This window comes from Pseudoalteromonas rhizosphaerae, assembly GCF_028885455.1.
Lineage (GTDB): Bacteria > Pseudomonadota > Gammaproteobacteria > Enterobacterales > Alteromonadaceae > Pseudoalteromonas > Pseudoalteromonas rhizosphaerae.
The window spans coordinates 2,933,727-2,953,087 of record NZ_CP118496.1 but is presented as its reverse complement, the minus strand read 5'-3'; the positions used below and the strand labels follow the sequence as shown (position 1 = coordinate 2,953,087).

The 19,361-nt window shown below is 40.2% G+C and carries 15 protein-coding genes and 1 pseudogene; 4 read left to right on the top strand and 12 right to left on the bottom strand.

Annotation, left to right across the window (positions count from 1 at the left end; all coding sequences use genetic code 11):
* The first annotated feature begins 96 nt into the window (after window positions 1–96).
* On the top strand, window positions 97–1,524 hold the full coding sequence (locus PVK79_RS12685; RefSeq protein ID WP_257325759.1) for a serine hydrolase domain-containing protein: 1,428 nt from the start codon (window positions 97–99) through the stop codon (window positions 1,522–1,524).
* Between the two features lie 95 nt (window positions 1,525–1,619).
* Here PVK79_RS12685 and PVK79_RS12680 read toward each other — a convergent pair.
* Window positions 1,620–2,557, bottom strand: a pseudogene (locus PVK79_RS12680) (LysR family transcriptional regulator).
* 124 nt (window positions 2,558–2,681) lie between these two features.
* Here PVK79_RS12680 and PVK79_RS12675 point away from each other — a divergent pair.
* On the top strand, window positions 2,682–3,338 hold the full coding sequence (locus PVK79_RS12675) for a nitroreductase family protein (protein WP_257325758.1): 657 nt from the start codon (window positions 2,682–2,684) through the stop codon (window positions 3,336–3,338).
* A 71-nt stretch (window positions 3,339–3,409) separates the two neighbouring features.
* Here the strand turns inward: PVK79_RS12675 and PVK79_RS12670 are convergent, their stop codons facing one another.
* The 4 genes from PVK79_RS12670 to PVK79_RS12655 all read right to left on the bottom strand — a co-directional run bounded on the left by PVK79_RS12670 (window position 3,410) and on the right by PVK79_RS12655 (window position 8,922).
* Window positions 3,410–3,694 (bottom strand): hypothetical protein, encoded by a 285-nt coding sequence (locus PVK79_RS12670; RefSeq protein WP_145242251.1) that lies wholly within the window; start codon window positions 3,692–3,694, stop codon window positions 3,410–3,412.
* 814 nt (window positions 3,695–4,508) lie between these two features.
* Window positions 4,509–4,814 carry a DUF3240 family protein gene (locus tag PVK79_RS12665; RefSeq protein WP_145242247.1) on the bottom strand — a complete coding sequence of 102 codons (306 nt, stop codon included), beginning with the start codon at window positions 4,812–4,814 and terminating at the stop codon, window positions 4,509–4,511.
* Window positions 4,807–7,881 (bottom strand): efflux RND transporter permease subunit, encoded by a 3,075-nt coding sequence (locus PVK79_RS12660; RefSeq protein WP_257325754.1) that lies wholly within the window; start codon window positions 7,879–7,881, stop codon window positions 4,807–4,809. The genes PVK79_RS12665 and PVK79_RS12660 overlap by 8 nt, the downstream gene beginning before the upstream one ends.
* Window positions 7,882–8,922, bottom strand: a complete 1,041-nt coding sequence (locus tag PVK79_RS12655; protein WP_257325753.1) for a hypothetical protein — start codon at window positions 8,920–8,922, stop codon at window positions 7,882–7,884. It lies immediately after the preceding gene.
* A gap of 195 nt (window positions 8,923–9,117) precedes the next feature.
* On the opposite strand from PVK79_RS12655, the gene PVK79_RS12650 reads away from it, so the two are divergent.
* The gene (locus tag PVK79_RS12650) at window positions 9,118–9,645 is read left to right on the top strand and encodes a helix-turn-helix transcriptional regulator (protein ID WP_182740866.1); all 528 of its coding nucleotides are present in this window, start codon (window positions 9,118–9,120) and stop codon (window positions 9,643–9,645) included.
* 109 nt (window positions 9,646–9,754) lie between these two features.
* On the opposite strand, the gene PVK79_RS12645 is transcribed toward PVK79_RS12650, so the two are convergent.
* Complete coding sequence (locus tag PVK79_RS12645; protein ID WP_145242239.1) at window positions 9,755–10,210, bottom strand: hypothetical protein; 456 nt, start codon at window positions 10,208–10,210, stop codon at window positions 9,755–9,757.
* Here PVK79_RS12645 and PVK79_RS12640 point away from each other — a divergent pair.
* Window positions 10,195–11,376: a PQQ-dependent sugar dehydrogenase gene (locus PVK79_RS12640; protein WP_182731958.1), complete on the top strand. Its 1,182-nt coding sequence runs from the start codon at window positions 10,195–10,197 to the stop codon at window positions 11,374–11,376. The two genes, PVK79_RS12645 and PVK79_RS12640, sit on opposite strands and share 16 nt — an antisense overlap.
* A gap of 165 nt (window positions 11,377–11,541) precedes the next feature.
* Here PVK79_RS12640 and PVK79_RS12635 read toward each other — a convergent pair whose 3' ends face one another.
* The 6 genes from PVK79_RS12635 to PVK79_RS12610 form a co-directional block, all read right to left on the bottom strand.
* A complete protein-coding gene (locus tag PVK79_RS12635; RefSeq protein ID WP_145242235.1) occupies window positions 11,542–12,297 on the bottom strand; it encodes a hypothetical protein in 756 nt (251 codons plus the stop codon).
* Between the two features lie 904 nt (window positions 12,298–13,201).
* Entirely contained in the window at window positions 13,202–14,500 is a 1,299-nt protein-coding gene (gene serS / locus PVK79_RS12630; RefSeq protein ID WP_149982716.1) for a serine--tRNA ligase, read from the bottom strand.
* Between the two features lie 8 nt (window positions 14,501–14,508).
* Window positions 14,509–14,871 carry a fluoride efflux transporter CrcB gene (gene crcB / locus PVK79_RS12625; protein ID WP_392352509.1) on the bottom strand — a complete coding sequence of 121 codons (363 nt, stop codon included), beginning with the start codon at window positions 14,869–14,871 and terminating at the stop codon, window positions 14,509–14,511.
* A gap of 10 nt (window positions 14,872–14,881) precedes the next feature.
* Window positions 14,882–16,225, bottom strand: coding sequence for a replication-associated recombination protein A (locus tag PVK79_RS12620; protein ID WP_145242220.1), 1,344 nt, complete (start codon window positions 16,223–16,225; stop codon window positions 14,882–14,884).
* Window positions 16,218–16,859 (bottom strand): outer membrane lipoprotein periplasmic chaperone LolA, encoded by a 642-nt coding sequence (gene lolA / locus PVK79_RS12615; RefSeq protein WP_149982719.1) that lies wholly within the window; start codon window positions 16,857–16,859, stop codon window positions 16,218–16,220. Before lolA ends, PVK79_RS12620 begins: the two co-directional genes overlap by 8 nt.
* Window positions 16,860–19,328, bottom strand: coding sequence for a DNA translocase FtsK (locus PVK79_RS12610; RefSeq protein ID WP_182731956.1), 2,469 nt, complete (start codon window positions 19,326–19,328; stop codon window positions 16,860–16,862).
* Window positions 19,329–19,361: the final 33 nt, after the last annotated feature.

The following is a 19,361-nucleotide window of genomic DNA, read 5'->3' as shown; positions in this document are numbered from 1 at the left end:
CAACACGATAATAATTTACTTTGTATTTTATCCACGGTAAAAGTAGTACATAAAACAAACTAAAAAACCAAGGAAGCTCATGAAACTCACCCGAATATGTTTTATCACACTATTTTTATCACAGCTCTACTACTGCTCTCACACACTGCAATTGCAGGCGAACACGCGAAAGAAATGGATGCATTTATTGAACAATTTCATGGTTTCAAACAATTCAATGGCAACGTACTGGTCGCCAAGCAAGGTAAGGTTATTTTTGAAAAAAGTTATGGCTACGCCAATTTTGAATGGGACATCAAAAATACTGCCGAGACTAAATTTCGAATAGGCTCAATTACCAAGCAATTCACTGCGTTGCTTATTTTACAGTTAGCGCAGCAGAATAAAATACAGCTTGATGCTCCCCTTGCTACTTACCTACCCGACTATCGCCAAGATATAGGTAATAAAATCACCATTAGGCAGATACTTAATCATACATCAGGACTTAGTAATTATACTCAAACGAAGACCTTCAGAAGTGAATACAGTCGCAACCCTTACAGTGTAGATGAATTTATAAAATTACTGTGTACTGATGATTTATTGTTTGAGCCTGGCACGCAATTTCGCTATAGCAATTCAGGCTACTTTATTTTGGGCGCCGTGATTGAAAAAGTCACTCAACAACGTTACCAAGATGTACTGCAAGAAAATATTTTTAAACCACTCAATATGCATAACACCGGTTACGATTCGCATGCAAAAATAATCAACCAACGTGCATCTGGTTATAGCAATAACTTAGACGGTTACACTAATGCTGATTACCTAGATATGTCGATCCCTTATGCTGCGGGGTCAATATACTCAACCGCACGCGATCTCGTTAAGTGGGACCAAGCGCTGTACACAAATAAGCTAATAAATAAAGAACTAAAAAAACAAATGTACACCGTATCTGAACAGCGTAATTACGCACTTGGCTGGGAAGTTAATCAGCTAGATGCTGATAAATATGGTAAACCATTGACACAAGTACAACATGGCGGTGGTATCGAAGGGTTTAATGCATTTATTAGCCGTATTATTGAAGATCAGCTACTGGTGATAATTTTAAATAACACTGGCGGTGCACCAATGACACCTATGACTAAAGGATTAACCAATATTTTTTATGGTAAGCCCTATGACGGTGCAACTGAAAATGTGGATAGCCAACTTTATCATGCCTTGCAAAATGGCGGTATTGCACAGCTTAAAAGCAAATATAATCAATTGGATGAGCAAAAAGTTCCGCTGCGAGAAAGAAGCATAAATTACTTTGGTTATGAATTAATAGCAATGAAAAAACTCGATGCCGCAATCGCAGTATTTGAACTAAATGCTGCTAAATACCCCGATTCTGCTAATACTCACGATAGTCTGGGTGAAGCGTATTTAACTGCTAATAAACCCGTACTTGCATTAAAAAGTTACCAGCGCGCCCTTGAATTAAACCCCGACAGTGAAAGCGCAAAGCAAGCAATTATAAAACTACAATAATTCTAAAAAGTCGCGTTATATTATTTAAAATCTGCAACATTAAACTCGCTTATGCTACGAACATAAGCGAGTTAGTAGTTTATAATTTCAAGTAATTAGTCATCAAGAACACTAGGTTCAAGTATACCTTTATCAATTAGTTGGCTTATCATCGTACGTGCTTTTTCTCTGCATATATCACGTAATAAACGCACTGCAGGCGTTATTGATTGACGGCTTGGACAAATTAACCACAGCTCACCACAAGTATGCTGGTAATTATTCATCACTGTAACTACCCTATCGTTAAGTAGATCATCAGCAATATCTAATGCCGATTTTACGGCAAGCCCTTTGCCAGCAACACACCAGCGCCTGACTAAATCACCATCATTAGAGGCGCGCTTGCCTTGCATTTTTACTTTGTATTTTTTTGCCCATTGGTGAACTCCCAAACATTATTGATAATATTTTGCAGCTGATAAAATAACCCTTGATGCTGTGCTAAATCATCTGGGTGCATAGGCGCACCATAGCGTTTTATATAGTCAGGTGTGGCGCATAACAAACGTGGAATATTACAAATTTTAAATCCGTAAACATTGGCATCAGTTGGCGAGCCATAACGCAGTGCTATATCCACCGAATCTCGGTAGAAATCCACGTTACTATCACTAATATGTGTGCGCAGGCTCACCTTCGGGTAACTATCCATAATTTCATCAATCCAAGGGATAACTAAATTACGGCCAAGATCAGAAGATAATGCAACCCTTAACTCACCTTCAATCTCATCATGTTCGCCTTTTAGGTTCTGCCGAGCTTGCTCAAGTATCGCTATTGCTTGCTCACACTGTGGGATATAGCGCTCCCCTGCGGCAGAAAGCCTTAGATGACGCGTTGTGCGCACAAATAGGTCTACACCTAATGTTGATTCTACCCGTTTGATAGTAGCACTGGCGGTTGCTGTACGCATATCAAGTTTTGCCGCTGCAAGGGTAATACTTTTAAATTCAGCAACTTTCAAAATAAGTTTTAAATCGTCAATCTGCATATTATCTAAATATATTTGATAATGATTCAATAATTATGCTGTTTATCAAAAGTAATGCAAGCGCTATCATCTGCCTCATTCAACGGCTTTGATTAAATAAAGCTATTCGCTACAGGAACCAATTATGACACACCCGATTATTACCGACTTAGAAGCGCGTTACACAGCAAAAAAATATGATGCAACTAAACGTGTATCGGCAGAAGATTTAGCTGTGATCTATCAAGCTATGCGTTTATCTCCGTCATCAATTAATTCGCAGCCATGGAAATTCATTGTTATTGAGTCTGAGCAAGCAAAACAACGTATGCATGATACTTTCGCTAACAAGTTTCAATTTAATCAGCCGCATATTAAAACTGCATCACACATTATTTTGTTTGCTTACAACCCGAAATACACCAGAGAAGATTATGCAAAAGTGATTGACTCTGATATCGCCAATGGCCGTACGCCAGCAGAAAATCGTGAGCAAGCCTTTGGCGCATACGCATTTGTTGACTTAAATACTGACGCATCTGGCAATAATGCCGCATGGACCAAAACACAAACCTATCTTGCACTTGGTAATACTATGCATGCTGTTGCGCGCTTAGGTATTGATTCAACACCAATGGAAGGCGTAGATAGCGAGCTAATTAGTGAACTTTTTGCGGATGAGTTAGATGGTTATATTTGTGAAGTCGCACTTGTCATTGGTTATCACGAAACACAAACCGACTATAATGCTAAGCTTCCAAAATCACGTTTGAGTCAAGATCAAATTATTCAAGTGGTTTAAGTTTTACATTACCGGTTAAGAAGAGCCTGTTACAGGCTCACTTAAACAAGCTTTTGGCATTATAGCCTCTGCTATGTGCTCTCTTTAGCAGCTCCACAAACAATTTTTTCTTCGCCAAGATGATATATATTATTTATTGCTACATAGGCGCCAGATACAACGCCTGTAATAGGGACTAATAATATCCCACTAATTGAATAGTAGGTATTGGTATCCTCAAAGCCATTAATTATTTTCAATGTCTTACGGTCAGAAGATATTTCACATTTATTGACTGCTGACATGTCCTTAGTTGGTACAACGATACAGCCTGATAACATCGTCAAAGTAAAACATATAGTCGTAACTAATTTCATCTTATAACATCCTCGTTTTTAATTGTCATATAGAAACCATAAAAATTAATATTTATAGATTGTTGGGTAACTATCTTATAAATACTTTACTAAACAAAGTATGCGCTCCCCGCAAACCTTGCACATATAAATCAAGCTTATAGGTTCAATTTTCACTAATAAACATGCACATCAGACACCACACTATGCAACCGTTTTATATTGAGGGAACTTCCCTAACATTCTCTTCAATAACAATATCATAGATAGGCAACTTACTTTAGCAGTGATTCTGTTAAAGAAGTCAAGTTGCACCCAAATAAAGAGATCAGCTTGAGTAGATAGCTACAGCGGTTAATGAACCTACAGCAGCCATTGAAGAAGTTGCGCATAGTGCAAACTCTACAAGTGATAATACTGAGGTTGCGGATAAAAGCACAATTAGGGCAGACTAAAATAAACAAAATTATCAAAACAATAGGTTCATTGGTTTCAGAGATCCAACACTAAGCAGCTGGTATTACGACCTTAGCCGCAAATATAAAAAATATAGAGTCAGTACTTGATGTGTATATAGCGATAGCAGAGCAACTCAATAACCTTGTATTTCGATTTACTCTTTAACTAATCCAAATTAAAAAATCATATAGTTACACGCTATTACGCAACTATAGGGTCAATGCAGCAAGTGACGCTCTCACGTGAAGTAGGTACGGGCATCGCAGCAGGCTTCGACTTTATTAACTTATAGCAATATTGTGACCTCTTTTTAACTATTTTGTATTTAGTTATAAAAAGAGGCTGCTCGAAGCAGCAGCCTATAATTCTAACTACACTATCTAAGGTGCCCGCTTTCAACAATAGGCGTAACCCAATATTTTAATGGGGTGTATTGACACACAGGACTTAATGCCGTTTTAATTGTTTGCAGCTGCGCTAGTAATATATGCACCTCAAACTGATAAAAACTGCGATGCCCTTCTACTTGCTCGGCAATATCAAATTCACTGTGCTCTTTACTGTAGCCTTCAATGTTTTTTAAGTTAAAGCCGGTAATGCAGTCTATGCCAATTAATATATCAACCACTTCATCTTTTATGTTTGTGGGTACATTTAAGGTAAAAAGTAACTGTTCAGCCATGTTTTTTCTCCAACCAACCATAAAAGATAGGTAATAAATAAAGTGTTGTAATTGTTGAGGTAATTAACCCGCCAATAACCACAATCGCCAATGGCTTTTGAATCTCAGCGCCGGGGCCGGTGGCAAATACCAGTGGCAGTAAACCAAACATTGCGGTTGTGGCTGTCATTAACACTGGACGAAGGCGTCTGCTTGCGCCATCTAAAATGCGCTGCGTTACATTGGCAGAAAACATTTTCATTTGCTCAAAGTAGCTGATCATCACAATACCATTGAGTACCGCTACGCCAAGTAAAGCAACAAAACCAACCGATGCAGGCACCGACAGGTATTCATTACTAATAAATAGGGCAATCACTCCCCCCATTAATGCAAACGGAATATTAGCAATTATCAGCGTTGATTTAGATAACGATTTAAACGTGGTAAATAAAATAATGAAAATCAGTATTAATGCCACCGGAATAAGCACCAGCAAGTTTTGTGTTGCACGTTGCTGGCTTTCAAATTCGCCACCAAACGACAAGGTAAAACCACTGGGTAATTTTATGCTGCTATTAATTTTAACTTCCAGTTCATTCACATAACTAACCACATCGCGGTTATCCACATTAACGCTTACAGAAGCAAAGCGCTTTGCTTTTTCTCGCTCTATTAACAATGGCCCCGTTTTAAAGCTAATATTAGCAACCTCTTCAAGTGGCAGTAGGCTGTTGTCGGGCATTAAAATTAACTTTTGTTTTAATGCGCTCATTGACGATAACTCAAAGTGTGCTGCGCTTTCGCCTTTTTGTGCATTAAACACAATAGGGATCACGCGGTTTCCTTCTTGCAGTGCCGATACCTGTAGGCCTTCTAATTGCGACTTTAAATAATCGCTTAATCCTGCGGTGGTTAAACCAAACTGACTGGCAACCTCAGGAATAAGTTTAATATTTACGTATTTACCCCCTTCAATAAGCGCCATTTGCACATCACTTGCGCCGTCAATATTAGTGGCAAGTGCAGTGATTTTTTCAGCTAATGAGGCAAGTGTCGCAATGTCATTACCGAATACTTTAATCGAAATATCACCGGTGCCACCGGTGAGCATTTCTGATACCCGCATTTGTATTGGCTGAGTAAAGCCAATATTTACCCCTGGAAATTGCGCAAGTGTTTGTCGAATATCCTCGATTAGCAGCGCTTTGGAGTCAAAACGCCACGTATCTTTTGGCGCTAATTCCATAAACACATCGGTTTCGTTTAACCCCATAGGATCAAGCCCGAGTTCATCGGAGCCGGTACGGGCAACAATTTGTACGATTTCTGGGGTGTTTTTTAGCAGTGTGGCTTCAATTTGTTTATCGATATCCAGCGAGGCTTGCAAGGAAATACTCGGCGATTTTTCCAGTTGCACAATAATGTCGCCTTCATCTAAAACGGGCATAAAGCTTTTACCAAGCCCCTGAAATAACACCCCACTGAGCACTAAAACAGCAACTGATATAACACTAATAGCCACCGGCTTTTTAATTGCTTGGGCAAGTGTTTTAGTATAAAAACCTTGTAATAGCGTGACCATTTTAGGCTGGGTTACGGGTTCATTTTTTAATAACAATGAGGCTAAAATTGGAATAACCGTTAACGACAACAACAGCGCACTTAGCATTGCAAACACGATAGTTAACGCCACTGGGGTAAATAACTTGCCTTCTAACCCTGTAAGCATTAATAGCGGTGAAAACACGATAATTATAATAATTGTGCCTGAGAACACTGGCGCCGCGACTTCTTTACATGCGCGATAAATAACATGCAGCCGAGGGAGGTGCTGATTGTTAGCCAACCGATTAACTATGTTTTCAACAATAACTACCGATGAGTCCACCAGCATACCAATGGCAATCACTAAGCCGCCTAAACTCATTAAATTAGCCGATAAATCAAACTGCTTCATCATTATAAATGTCAGCAATGCCGACATAGGTAAAGACAAAGACACCACCAATGAAGAGCGAATATCACCTAAAAACAAGGCAAGTAGCACTATCACTAAAATAATCGCTTGGCCTAATGCGCTGGTAATGGTGCTAATTGCGGTATTTATTAAGTTAGAGCGGTCGTAAAACACATTAATTTTTGTGCCTTGCGGTAATGAAGCTTCAATGGTGCGAAGTTTATCTTTTACATCTGCAACAACTTGCGCTGTATTACTATTTTTAAGCGCAATTATAAGCCCTTGTACCGCCTCTTCACTGTTTTTAGTGACTGCGCCATAACGGGTTAAACTGCCAACGTGTACCGTGGCAATATCACTTAACCGAATAACCTTATTTTGAGTGGACTTAATCACGGTATTTTCAATGGCGGTTATATCGTTGTATTTGCCCTCAGTGCGCAAAATTAAGGTGTCGTTGCCTTTTTCTAAGCGCCCTATGCCACCGTTTTGATTCGTTTGCGTGATTGCTAACTTCATTTCATCAAAGCTGACTTGATGCTGTTGCATCAATAAAGTATTGGGAAGTATTTCATAGGTTTTTGAAAAGCCGCCAAGGCTATTTACGTCAGCAACGCCGGTTACAGTGCGCAATAATGGACGAATTTGCCAATCTAAAAGCTCTCTTTTTTCAATCAGCGATAAGTGAGTACTTTCTATGGTAAACATGAACACCTCGCTCAAAGGCGTGCTCATTGGCGCCGTGCCGCCACTAATATTACTGGGCAAGGTGGGTAAAATATTTAATAAACGCTCATTAACTTGCTGACGGGCCCAATAAATGTCGGTGCCCTCTTCAAAGTCAATGGTAATATCGGTAATAGAATACTTAGTGGTAGAGCGCAGCATTTGCTGTGACGGAATACCCAGTAATTCGGTTTCAATCACCCGTGTTACTTGCGATTCTATTTCAAGGGCGTTCATGCCGGGTAATTTGTACACTATTTTAACTTGAGTGGGCGATATTTCTGGAAAAGCATCCACCGGAATACTTAACCAAGATTTAGCGCCAATGGCCATAGCAACAATAACAAAAATACTAACAAACAAACGCTGAGTAAGTGAAAACTTAATAAGCTGGTTTAACATTTACTCTCTCCCTAAGTGAAGCAACATACCTTGTAGCGCACTTACCGAGCTTATTAGTACCTGCTGATCATCTAGGTTTTTATTGGCAGTAAATACATAGTCTTTGCCTTGTGTACCTTTGAGCTCAATCGGCAGTAACTCAAGGTTATCGCCAGACTTTAAAGCAATGTAATTAACATCTTCAAATTCAAACACCGCTGACTTTGCTATTTTAAAGCCTGTTAATTTATTTACCGGCGTGACTTTGATGGTTTGCCCCAGTGTCAGCTGGCACTCATTTGAGCTTGGCGACGCCCACACAATTTGATGGTATTTATCTGCAATACTGTCATAGCTCTCAATATTTAAGCTGCAACTTTGTGACAGCTTAAAATGCGCTAACGTGTTGGTAAAACTAAGAGGGACTTTAATCTTAACGCGAATACTACTTGCATCGATAATATCAAACGCGGTGTCACCCATCACACGGTTTCCCGACTCATTGGTGAGTTTTAAAATGCCCGTTTTTGGACTCACTAAGGTCACGTTTTCATTATCATCAATGTTTAAAAATGCCATTTGATGTTGCATATGTTCAAAATTTAGCTTGGCTTCAAAATAGCTTTTTGTGATTTCAACCCATTCAGAACTTCTTATTATTTTGTTTTTTAAGTGCTGTTGGTTTATGTCGTAATGGCTTTTAGCAATAGCGAGCATGTCTTTTGCTGATTGATAGGCATCTAAAAAATGGTGAACATCACTGCCCTCAACGCTTGCGATAGTGGCGCCCTTTTCTACCATGCTGCCGTTAGGGTATAAGTAACGAACCTGCTGTACATCAAACGCAAACAGCACCGTATAATTGACCCCGGGTTTGAAATTGACTTCACCAATTAAACTTTGCCCGTTAATAAACTCTGTTTTTTGAATCGGCGCAAATTCAACATCAAAACCACTGAGTGACGAAAGCCCTACAGGTGCTAAATTTTGCGAAGCAAACACAGGATTAAATGTTAATAAAGCCACCGTAGAGAAGAAAAATAACGTATATTGAATACGCAAAAAATGACACATTTTTTTTGTAAAATTTAACAGCATTTCGTTTGTTCACATTTGATTAATTTTATAGAATCAACCATGACTTTTTTAGACTGTTAAATCATCAGGCAAACGCCTTAACGTACCCAAAAAAAGCGAAATTTACGCTATGGTACATTTGTCCATTGTATTTATAAAGCATTGATAATAGAGGTTTTAATGAGAGACAAGTTAATAGCAGCCACCTTGTTAATAATAATGGTGCTAAACTTTTTTGATGTACTAACGGATATACATTTAGGGGTGCCGCAGTGGCATATTTTTTCTGAGGGCTTAATCGTCGTCATTTCTGCAGCCTGTGCTATTTACTTAATTAGCGATATTCGTGCGCGTACTGCCAATATTAATGCGCTGAAACAAGAATTAGTGCATTCAAAAAAAGAACTTAAAAACATATCACAGGCAATGATGGATGCGCGCCATGAATACAGTGGTGTTATTCAAACCCAATTTTCACAGTGGACATTGACCCGCAGTGAGCAAGAAGTCGCGATGTTGTTACTTAAAGGCTTAAGCTTTAAAGAAATAAGCGCACTAAGAAGCACAAAAGAAAAAACCGTTCGTCAACAAGCGTCCGATATTTACAGCAAAGCCGATGTAGAAGGCCGACATGAGTTTGCTGCATGGTTTTTAGAAGACTTTATGCAACAAGGACAATACCAACCAACAAGTTCAAGCCTCAATTAATTGACAAGCTACAAAGGTGAGGCCTCTGGTTATTTCTATAGCCTTGCATCCGCTGCGCATTAAATCTTAAGGAATAATTAAAAACCTTAATGATTATCTCTGTGTAAAACTAGATGATTTCATTTTTACTATGACAACCATTGCTCAACTTAGCAAAAACATAACCCCCTACAGCCCCTGCAAGCAGCTGCATATAAAAACCCCAGCCTCTTGCGCCCGCTATAATAGTAATATTCATAATTGACTCAATAGCAATTAAAGCCGAAGCAAACGCCACAATACCCGCAATTACAAATAATTGCGCACCTTGTTTTTTAACTTTTTTAGCAATAAGCCAGGTAACCAAAAACGCGATGGCAAGTGCAATAGCAATAATAGCGCCATAGGTCGGTAGCAAGCCGAGCCAATCTTCAAGGGTTAAGTTAACACGGTCATTAAAGCCCACCACAACACCCACATTAACTAATTGATTGACAACGTATTGACTATGAAACAAGCTAGCGAGTGTAAATGTAAGTAACCAAGAAACTAAAAATGAAGGGAGTATACGTGTTAAAAACGACATGGTTATCTCAACTTAAAATGAAACTTTTTTCTTACAGTAGCAAAGGCTTGCAGGGTAAACAATCTCTACGTTGTATTACTCTACTCTCGCTTTTAGCGTTTTCTTGTAACGCCAGTGCCGAGCTACCAAAACAGCAATACACTGCTGATACCTTAGCTACTGGACTCAATTCACCGTGGAGCATGGTTAAACTCCCAAACAATACCTGGTTAGTCACAGAACGTGATGGCCATATTGTTATCATTAAAAACAACCAACAAACCCGAGTTAAACTAGATTTCGAGGGCTTATACGTTGCAGGCCAAGGCGGCCTACTCGATATAGTGCTTTCGCCAAATTACAGTGAATCAAAAGAAATTATATTCACTTACGCTCAAGGTGAGCTTGATGCAAACAGGCTCGTTATTGCCAAAGCTACGTTTGATGGTGCGCAATTTTCAACGCCAAAAATTATTTATAAAGTTGCCACTGATAAAGACACACCACAACATTACTCAGGCCGCGCCCTTGTCCTACCCGATAATACCTTATTATTTTCAAGTGGCGATGGCTTTGACTACCGTGAGCAAGCACAGGTTATGACCAGTCAACTTGGCAAAACATTACGCATAAACTTAAACGGCACGATACCAAACGATAACCCATTTATTAATCACAAAAATCCTGCAGCTCATGCTGTGTACTCACTCGGGCACCGTAACTTGCAAGGCTTGGTTTATGATTACGATACACAGCAAATTGTTAGCCACGAACACGGCCCCGCAGGCGGCGACGAACTAAACTATTTAACCCCAAGCACCAATTACGGCTGGCCGGTGATCACCAACGGAGATGATTACTCACAAGCACGTATTTCACCGTTTAGAGAATACCCTGGAATGGCTAAACCAACGGTTGATTGGACGCCCTCAATCGCCCCTTCTGGCATGGCTTATTATGGCTCAAAGCATTTAGCTTTTCCCTCACTACAACAGCATGTGCTAATCACTACGCTGGTCGATAAAAAGCTCTACAGCGTTAATTTAGCGAATGGTGAACTTACCCAGACTCATGTTTTACCAGAGGTAACTGGGCGTTTGCGGGATGTATTTGTTACAACCGAGGGTAATATCGCGGTGTTAACCGATGGAAAAGATGCAAAATTGCTGCTGATAACGCCAAAGTGATTAGCTTGACTAGATCGTTCAACACAACTGTATCTAAATACTCGACGAGCTTTTTATATGATTATCAGGTCTTATTTTTTGCTGTTTGAGCGAAAGTCAAAAAGAAAGACCTGACTTTATTGGTTTTTGCGATGCATATTTCTGATTAAATACAATCAAGGTGAGTTAGTTAAATTGGCTTTCGTCTATTTCAATGGTTATGCTATTTAATAAATCGTTAGTGAACTTTTCACTTTCTTCTTTACTGACATAACTTCCTTTGCCTTGAATATTTGCAAGTAACTGGTTTGCAATCTCCTCATAGGCAACATCTAATTGAGTCTGTAATGTTTTAATATCGTCGTGAGTCATCGAGTTGCCTAAAATAAAAGGCTTACTTGGATTCATTGGCCCATAGTTGCCTTCCCAAATTACTTTACCTGTTTTAGACTTAAGGACGGCTTTGAGCTGAGGTAAAAACCTTGTGCTTTTTTCGTCGGTAAAAATGACGCACCATGGCTCAAGTGTTATAACTTGTTTATGAAGATTTTCATTTAAGTGAATAGACTTTACTGATTCTTTTAAAATTTGAATGCTATTTAGCGAATTCAACAAAGTGCTCGCTAAATCAAAGTTCTCTTTTAAGTCGAGCTCTAAACTGCCTTTCATGTGCTTTTCATTAGACAAATCAGATGCTATAACGCCAAGAACCCCATAACGCAGCCCTACATCATCCGACGTATTAACCCAATTAGTAATAACAAAACCTGAACCTTCAATTCTTCGATCCCCTATAGCTAAACTCCAATCATTCCAATCGATATTTAATACATCTAGTTTAATTTTTTCATTTGAACCTAAAGGAACAGCACCTCCCCTTTGAACCGATTGGCACGCTGAAACTAAAAAAATAAAAGTGAATATAAATAGGTGCTTATACATTATAAAACAATCCTTGTTAAAAACTCGATTAATCAAAAGTAAACTATAACACCCTTATTTAACTCTGCGCACTAGTTAAAGTTTTCCGTGCTGAATGATGAACACTAACGCAATCAAATAAATGGCATTGTTAATCCACTTGATTGATTTGTTGTGTGCCTATTTCCACATAGCCAACCTACATTGTATAAATTTATCTAAGGTTTGCTGGTGTAACTTGTGATAAGTTACCCCATGCTATATCTATTTCAAACTTCCTACAACTTGTTGAATAAGCAAACTTTTTACTTATTTCATCAAAAAGAGTCATCTGCAACCTCAGTGGCTACAATAATAAAAAAGTTAAGCCTATCTTTGCAGTTGCTATTTACTCCTCGTTCATATGGTTGACGAGGTAATTTTTGAACCAATTCTGATAATATTTTTACCTCTTGTTGTTCAAGCTTTGTATTACAAGGCATAGCGTTCATATAAAACGAAGAAGCCCAGTAAATATCACCTTTACTATTTACCCATACTCGTTCCGTAGCTCTCATCGTCTCGATTTCAGCTCGAACTATCTAATCTCGCTCCTTTCCAACTACAAACATCGATAATACAAAAATCACTAAACCTATTAGTGATTTCATGAAACTTCCTTATGTACTTAACAACTTACCATGTGCCAAGTAAGCGGTTTATAAAACCCCAAAACAGCATTTAATACTGTTATTCGAAAAGCTAATTTATGGGGTTTAAACTATGATGGCTAAAGCAGATTCCTACGCGGTGAGTTTCACACCGAGTTAATCTCACAGCTCGCTAACTTGCTAACTGAACCCTGATTAACAAAAAAGCCGCTGTTCATTACAAACAGCGGCTTCTCTTCTTAAAGCTTACGGCTTAAAACTTACAGCTCTAAAGCTTATTTAATTACTTCAAGGCCGTTCATATATGAACGAAGTACTTCAGGCACGACTACTGAACCATCCGCTTGTTGGTAGTTTTCAAGTATTGCTACTAGAGTACGGCCAACCGCTAAACCCGAACCGTTTAGTGTATGCAATAACTCTGGCTTTTTCTCACCATTGCGACGAAAACGTGCTTGCATACGGCGCGCTTGGAAATCAACCATGTTTGAACATGATGAGATTTCACGGTAGGTATCTTGCGCTGGTAACCATACTTCTAAATCGTAGGTTTTTGCTGAGCCAAAGCCCATGTCACCCATACATAAAATTACTTTACGGTATGGTAGCTCTAGTGCTTGTAATATTTGCTCTGCGTGACCTGTTAGCTCTTCCAATGCTTGCATTGAATCTTCTGGTTTTACCAGCTGTACTAGCTCAACTTTATCGAACTGGTGCTGACGAATAAGGCCACGAGTATCACGGCCATAACTGCCAGCTTCACTTCTAAAACACGGAGTGTGGGCAGTTAAACGAATTGGTAAATCTTTTTCGTCGTAAATTTCGTCACGCGCGCTGTTTGTCAGTGGTACTTCTGCAGTAGGAATTAAGCTAAAACCTTCTTGCTCTTCACCGTCATCATTTACAAGACCTTTAGTGTGGAATAAGTCTTCTGCAAACTTAGGTAATTGACCTGTACCGTATAAACTGTCGCGGTTTACTAAATACGGTACGTACATTTCTGTATAACCGTTTTTATCTGTATGCGTGTCTAGCATAAATTGCACTAGTGCACGGTGCATGCGGGCCATTGCGCCGCGCATTACAGTAAAGCGTGAACCGGTAATTTTAACGCCCATTTCAAAATCAAGGCCGTTTAAATCTTGTCCTAAGTCTACATGATCTTTTACTGCAAAATCATACTTTTTAGGCTCGCCCCAGGTTGAAATCTCAACGTTGTCAGATTCATCAGCGCCCGCTGGTACTGATTCATCAGGTAAATTTGGGATAGCTAAAGAAATTTGCTTAAGCTCTTCTAAAATAGCGTCTTGCTCAGCTTTAACACTATCAAGTTGCGCGCCTAAGTTGCTTACTGCATCTAACAATGGTTGTGCATCTTCGCCTTTAGCTTTAGCTTGGCCAATCGCTTTGGAGCTACTGTTACGCTCACTTTGTAATTCTTGTGTTTTTACTTGTAATGTTTTGCGTTTTTCTTCAAGTGCGCTGACAGTCGCAGTATCTAGCTCGTAACCACGTGCTGCTAGACGCGCAGCTGTTTGCTCGAGATCTTGACGTAATAATTTAGAATCTAACATGTTAGTTTTTAACCTTTTTGCATTACCAGCTGAAGGCCCAGCCAAGCCATAAAAATACACACCACCACATTTAAGGTGATATTGAGGGCCATTTTAAAAAAGTGACCTTGTTGTAATAACAACAACGAATCCATTGAAAATGTCGAGAAGGTGGTCAAAGCACCTAGAAAGCCAATCCCTATAAGGGTTTTAGCGGGGCTAACGGTGATAATTTCGCGCTCTATCAAACCGTATAATACGCCCATCAACAATGAACCAAGAATATTAACCGTCAACGTGCCAAAAGGGAATCCCCTACCAAGTAGTTTTAGCATGGTTTCACTAATAAAAAACCGTAAACAGGCGCCTGAGGCTCCTCCTGCGGCAATCATGAGATATATCTTAAGGCTTGTCATAGCGTTTTATGTCACTGTGATGATCGCGCTCTTTTAAATAGTCGAGCTTTTGCTTTATTTTTTGTTCTAAGCCACGATCCGTTGGAAAGTAATATTGCTTATCGGCTATCTGCTCTGGAAAGTACTTTTCTCCTGCAGCATAGGCGCCTTCTTCATTGTGCGCATAGCGATATTCAGCACCATAGCCTAAGTCTTTCATTAAGTTGGTTGGTGCATTACGTAAATGCTCTGGCACCGGGTAACTTGGCTCGTTCTGCGCATCCGCTTTGGCTTGATTAAACGCCGCGTACACCGCATTACTCTTCGGTGCGCTAGCTAGGTAAATCGTAGCTTGTGCAATTGCACGCTCGCCTTCACTTGGTCCAACTCGCTGAAATATATCCCATGCATTGAGGGCCACTTCCATGGCACGCGGATCAGCATTACCAATATCTTCAGTGGCGATGGCGAGTAACCGCCTTGCAACATACAGCGGATCGCCGCCACCGGCTAAAATACGACAATACCAATACAAAGCACCATCTGGGGAGCTACCTCGAACTGACTTATGAAAGGCTGAGATCAAATCGTAAAATTCATCCCCCCCTTTGTCATACTTGGCTAAATGCGTTGGCAATACTTGACTGAGTACGTGCTCATCAACTAGGTATTGGCCGTTTTGCTCTACGGTTAAATCAATCGCCTGCTCAAGTAAATTAAGCACTTTACGAGCATCGCCATCACTGGCTTGGCACAACGCTTGTTTAGCATTTTGTGCAAGTACCACCGTTTTATTTTTCAGTTCATCATCGCTTGCAAGCGCTCGCTCAATAACAAGATGCAAATCAGTGTCTTGCAGCGATTTAAGGACATATACTCGTGCTCGCGATAAAATCGCATTGTTTAGTGCAAACGAGGGATTCTCGGTGGTGGCACCAACAAAAATAAAGGTACCATCCTCTATATGTGGTAAAAACGCATCTTGCTGAGATTTATTAAAACGATGTACTTCGTCAACAAACAGTAAGGTACGTTGGCCACGACCTTCAAGGTTAGTACGCGCTTCACTCACCGCATCACGAATATCTTTAATGCCTGCCGTTACCGCCGACATTTGAATCAGCGCCGCATCGGCATGGTTGGCAATAATTTGCGCTAAGGTAGTTTTACCAACGCCCGGCGGCCCCCACAAAATAAGACTGTGGCAACGCCCTGCTAAAATAGCTTGATAGAGAGGCTTATCTTGGCTTAATAGATGTTGCTGGCCAATATACTGATCTAAACTGGTTGGTCGCATGCGCGCAGCAAGTGGGCGCACATCCGGGCCAAAATTAAAGCCTAAATTACTCACCTTGACTTTGATCGTCTATTTCAACGCCTTCAGGAATACTAAACTCAAAGGTTGAAGTAGCAAGGCTTTGATTTACTTTAGTGTCGCTAAAAGTAAATGTAGATGATTGCCCGGAGCTGTCTTTAACCAATAATGACGCTAAGCCTACTTTATCTGCTGCAAACACAATATCCAGCTGTTCAACTTGGCTTTCAACGCCTTTATTAGGTGTAACACTGAACCCAGTATCCGTGGCGTGTACTTGGTACTTTTGCCATTGCGCCGGATCTTTGGAGGTGAGTAATACAAACGGTGTTGAATCAATCAAACTGTGAGTATTCATAATCGTTACTTGCTCAGCAAAGCTGTCGAAGTAATAGGTTTTATCGCCATTTGATACAAATAACGTGTCATCAGGGCTCGCTTGTTGCCAACGGATCATCATTGGCTGTTGTAAGGCGATAGTACCTTCACCTTGCATAATTGATTGACCTTGGTCGTCATTAACTTGCTGCGCAAATTGCGCTTGAAAACTCTTTAAACCGGCCAGTTTATCTTGTAATGCTTGGCTGTCATCCGTTGCACTGTCACTTGCAAATACTGATGCTGATAAAAAACAGCTAATTGCTAAGGCTAAATATTTAATTTGTTTCATTTAATTTGCTCCACCATTGGGCACTAATACATCTCGGGCACCGTTATGACCTGGTGCGCTTACAATACCCGATGTTTCCATTTGTTCAACTAAACGTGCGGCACGGTTGTAACCAACACGTAATTTTCGCTGCACACTTGAAACTGACACTTTGCCTGTTTCAACAACAAATGACACGGCTTCATCATAAAGCGGATCTGATTCTTCATCCGCATTTTCACTGGCTTCGCCCGGCAATAAAATATCCTCAGTGGCGTCACCATTTAAAATTTCGTCTATATAATTTGGTTTTGCACGTGCTTTCCAGTCATTCACCACCGCATGTACTTCATGGTCATCAACAAACGCGCCATGCACACGTATCGGTACGCTGGTGCCCGGCGGTAAATAGAGCATATCACCCATACCTAGCAGGTTTTCTGCGCCTTGTTGATCTAAGATGGTACGCGAGTCAATTTTACTTGATACCTGAAACGCCATTCGCGTTGGGATATTCGCTTTAATTAAACCAGTAATTACATCAACCGATGGGCGCTGTGTTGCTAGTATTAAATGAATACCTGCCGCTCGGGCTTTTTGCGCAATACGGGCAATTAGCTCTTCAACTTTTTTACCAACAATCATCATCATGTCAGCAAATTCGTCAATCACCACCACGATACTCGGTAACTTACCTAACTCGTCTGGTCCTTCTTTCATACCATCAGTATCTTTAAATAATGGATCGAGAATCGGGTAACCCGCCTCTTTCGCATCCAATACCTTTTGGTTGTAACCTTTTAAGTTACGAACACCTAACGCCGACATTAACTTATAACGACGTTCCATCTCACCTACACACCAACGCAGCGCATTGGCAGCTTCTTTCATATCGGTGACCACTTCACACAGTAAATGTGGGATACCTTCGTAAACAGAAAGTTCCAACATTTTCGGGTCAATCATGATCATACGCACATCATCAGGGCCTGATTTGTACAGTAAGCTTAATATCATTACATTAACGCCCACTGACTTACCTGAACCTGTGGTACCTGCCACCAGTAAATGCGGCATTTTACCCAAATCAGCACAGATTGGCTCACCGGCAATATCTTTACCTAAGACCATAGTCAGTGGCGATGGATTTTGCTCAAATTTTGGTGCGTCGATTACTTCTGATAACCGCACTATTTCACGGTGTTTATTCGGTAATTCAATCCCTACATAGGTTTTACCCGGAATAACTTCAACCACTCGGACACTAACCGCTGATAGCGAGCGGGCTAAATCTTTAGCAAGACCAGTAATTTTAGAAACTTTAATACCCGGCGCTAAATCAAGCTCAAAACGGGTTACAACAGGTCCAGGGTATACGGCAACAACCGTAGCTTGAACGTTAAAATCAAGGAGTTTAGTTTCAACTAACCTCGATACAGCTTCAAGCTCTTCTGGTGAAATTGGGTTTTTGGCTTTATCAGGTCTATCTAACAAATCAAGCGTAGGCAATGGTGTACTTGGCGGCTTTTCTTCGAGTAGCTGCTCAAACTTTTCTTTTGCGGTAGGTGGAGGCTGATAGGTACTCTTTGGTTTTGGCATTGGTCTTGCTGGCGAAACCACAGTAGTAACTGGTTTTTCAGGCTCAGTAACATGGCTTTGATCAAGCGCGTTTAAGGCAGCCGCAGTGTCCATTGGTTCATCATCAATGGCGCTAAAATTAATTTCTTGATCCAGAATATCATCCAAGTCATCAAATGCAGGATGAGAGTCTTGATTTGACACCGCACTATCACTATCCACTTTTGGTTCTGAAAAGCGAATGGCGGGTGTTTCTTTACGTGTCTGTTGCTCATTAACAGGGTCTTGTTCAATTACAACTTCAGTATTTGCAGTGCGTTCGCGTTGTAACCATGCTTTTAAGTGATGGGCAATAAAACGATAACCTCGCATGATCAAATCGCCAATAAAATCGACACATTGCACCCACGACACGCCTGTTAATAATGTTAATCCAGCAAAAAAGAAACATAATAATAAAATCGAGGTACCGGTAAAGTTAAATGCAGGCATCATCGCTGAAGCTATCACATCACCGACTACCCCACCGGATGAAAAATTATAAATATCATCAAAATTAATACTACTGATGGCCGTTGCTGAAGTGATAAATAATGCAAAACCAATCACTCTAAGCGATAACGTTGTATAGTCGAGTTGAAATATTCTATGAGGTTGCTTAAATAATAAGTAGCCGAATATTTGTAGTGCAGCTGGCACAAAATAAGCTAACCAGCCAAATGTCAGCAATAAAATATCGGCGATCCACGCACCTGCAGCTCCAGTTATGTTTCTTACATTGTCATAACCTGTTTGCGACCAACTCGGATCAGCAGGATCAAAGCTTACCAGCGCACACAATATAAATATTGCGGCAAAGGTGCTAATTATTAAACCGGTTTCTAATAGTCTTTGTACACCATTTAGGCGCATAACTCGCTATTCCTCATTTTTCTTTGTACTTCT

What these genes read in the sequence shown, in the direction of transcription:
- PVK79_RS12670 (WP_145242251.1), bottom strand. Translation starts at nt 3,694, where the DNA reads ATGAAATTAGTTACGACTATATGTTTTACTTTGACGATGTTATCAGGC.
- PVK79_RS12665 (WP_145242247.1), bottom strand. Translation starts at nt 4,814, where the DNA reads ATGGCTGAACAGTTACTTTTTACCTTAAATGTACCCACAAACATAAAA.
- serS (WP_149982716.1), bottom strand. Translation starts at nt 14,500, where the DNA reads ATGTTAGATTCTAAATTATTACGTCAAGATCTCGAGCAAACAGCTGCG.
- PVK79_RS12610 (WP_182731956.1), bottom strand. Translation starts at nt 19,328, where the DNA reads ATGCGCCTAAATGGTGTACAAAGACTATTAGAAACCGGTTTAATAATT.
- lolA (WP_149982719.1), bottom strand. Translation starts at nt 16,859, where the DNA reads ATGAAACAAATTAAATATTTAGCCTTAGCAATTAGCTGTTTTTTATCA.
- PVK79_RS12635 (WP_145242235.1), bottom strand. Translation starts at nt 12,297, where the DNA reads ATGTATAAGCACCTATTTATATTCACTTTTATTTTTTTAGTTTCAGCG.
- PVK79_RS12685 (WP_257325759.1), top strand. Translation starts at nt 97, where the DNA reads ATGTTTTATCACACTATTTTTATCACAGCTCTACTACTGCTCTCACAC.
- PVK79_RS12650 (WP_182740866.1), top strand. Translation starts at nt 9,118, where the DNA reads ATGAGAGACAAGTTAATAGCAGCCACCTTGTTAATAATAATGGTGCTA.
- crcB (WP_392352509.1), bottom strand. Translation starts at nt 14,871, where the DNA reads ATGATTGCCGCAGGAGGAGCCTCAGGCGCCTGTTTACGGTTTTTTATT.
- PVK79_RS12660 (WP_257325754.1), bottom strand. Translation starts at nt 7,881, where the DNA reads ATGTTAAACCAGCTTATTAAGTTTTCACTTACTCAGCGTTTGTTTGTT.
- PVK79_RS12645 (WP_145242239.1), bottom strand. Translation starts at nt 10,210, where the DNA reads ATGTCGTTTTTAACACGTATACTCCCTTCATTTTTAGTTTCTTGGTTA.
- PVK79_RS12675 (WP_257325758.1), top strand. Translation starts at nt 2,682, where the DNA reads ATGACACACCCGATTATTACCGACTTAGAAGCGCGTTACACAGCAAAA.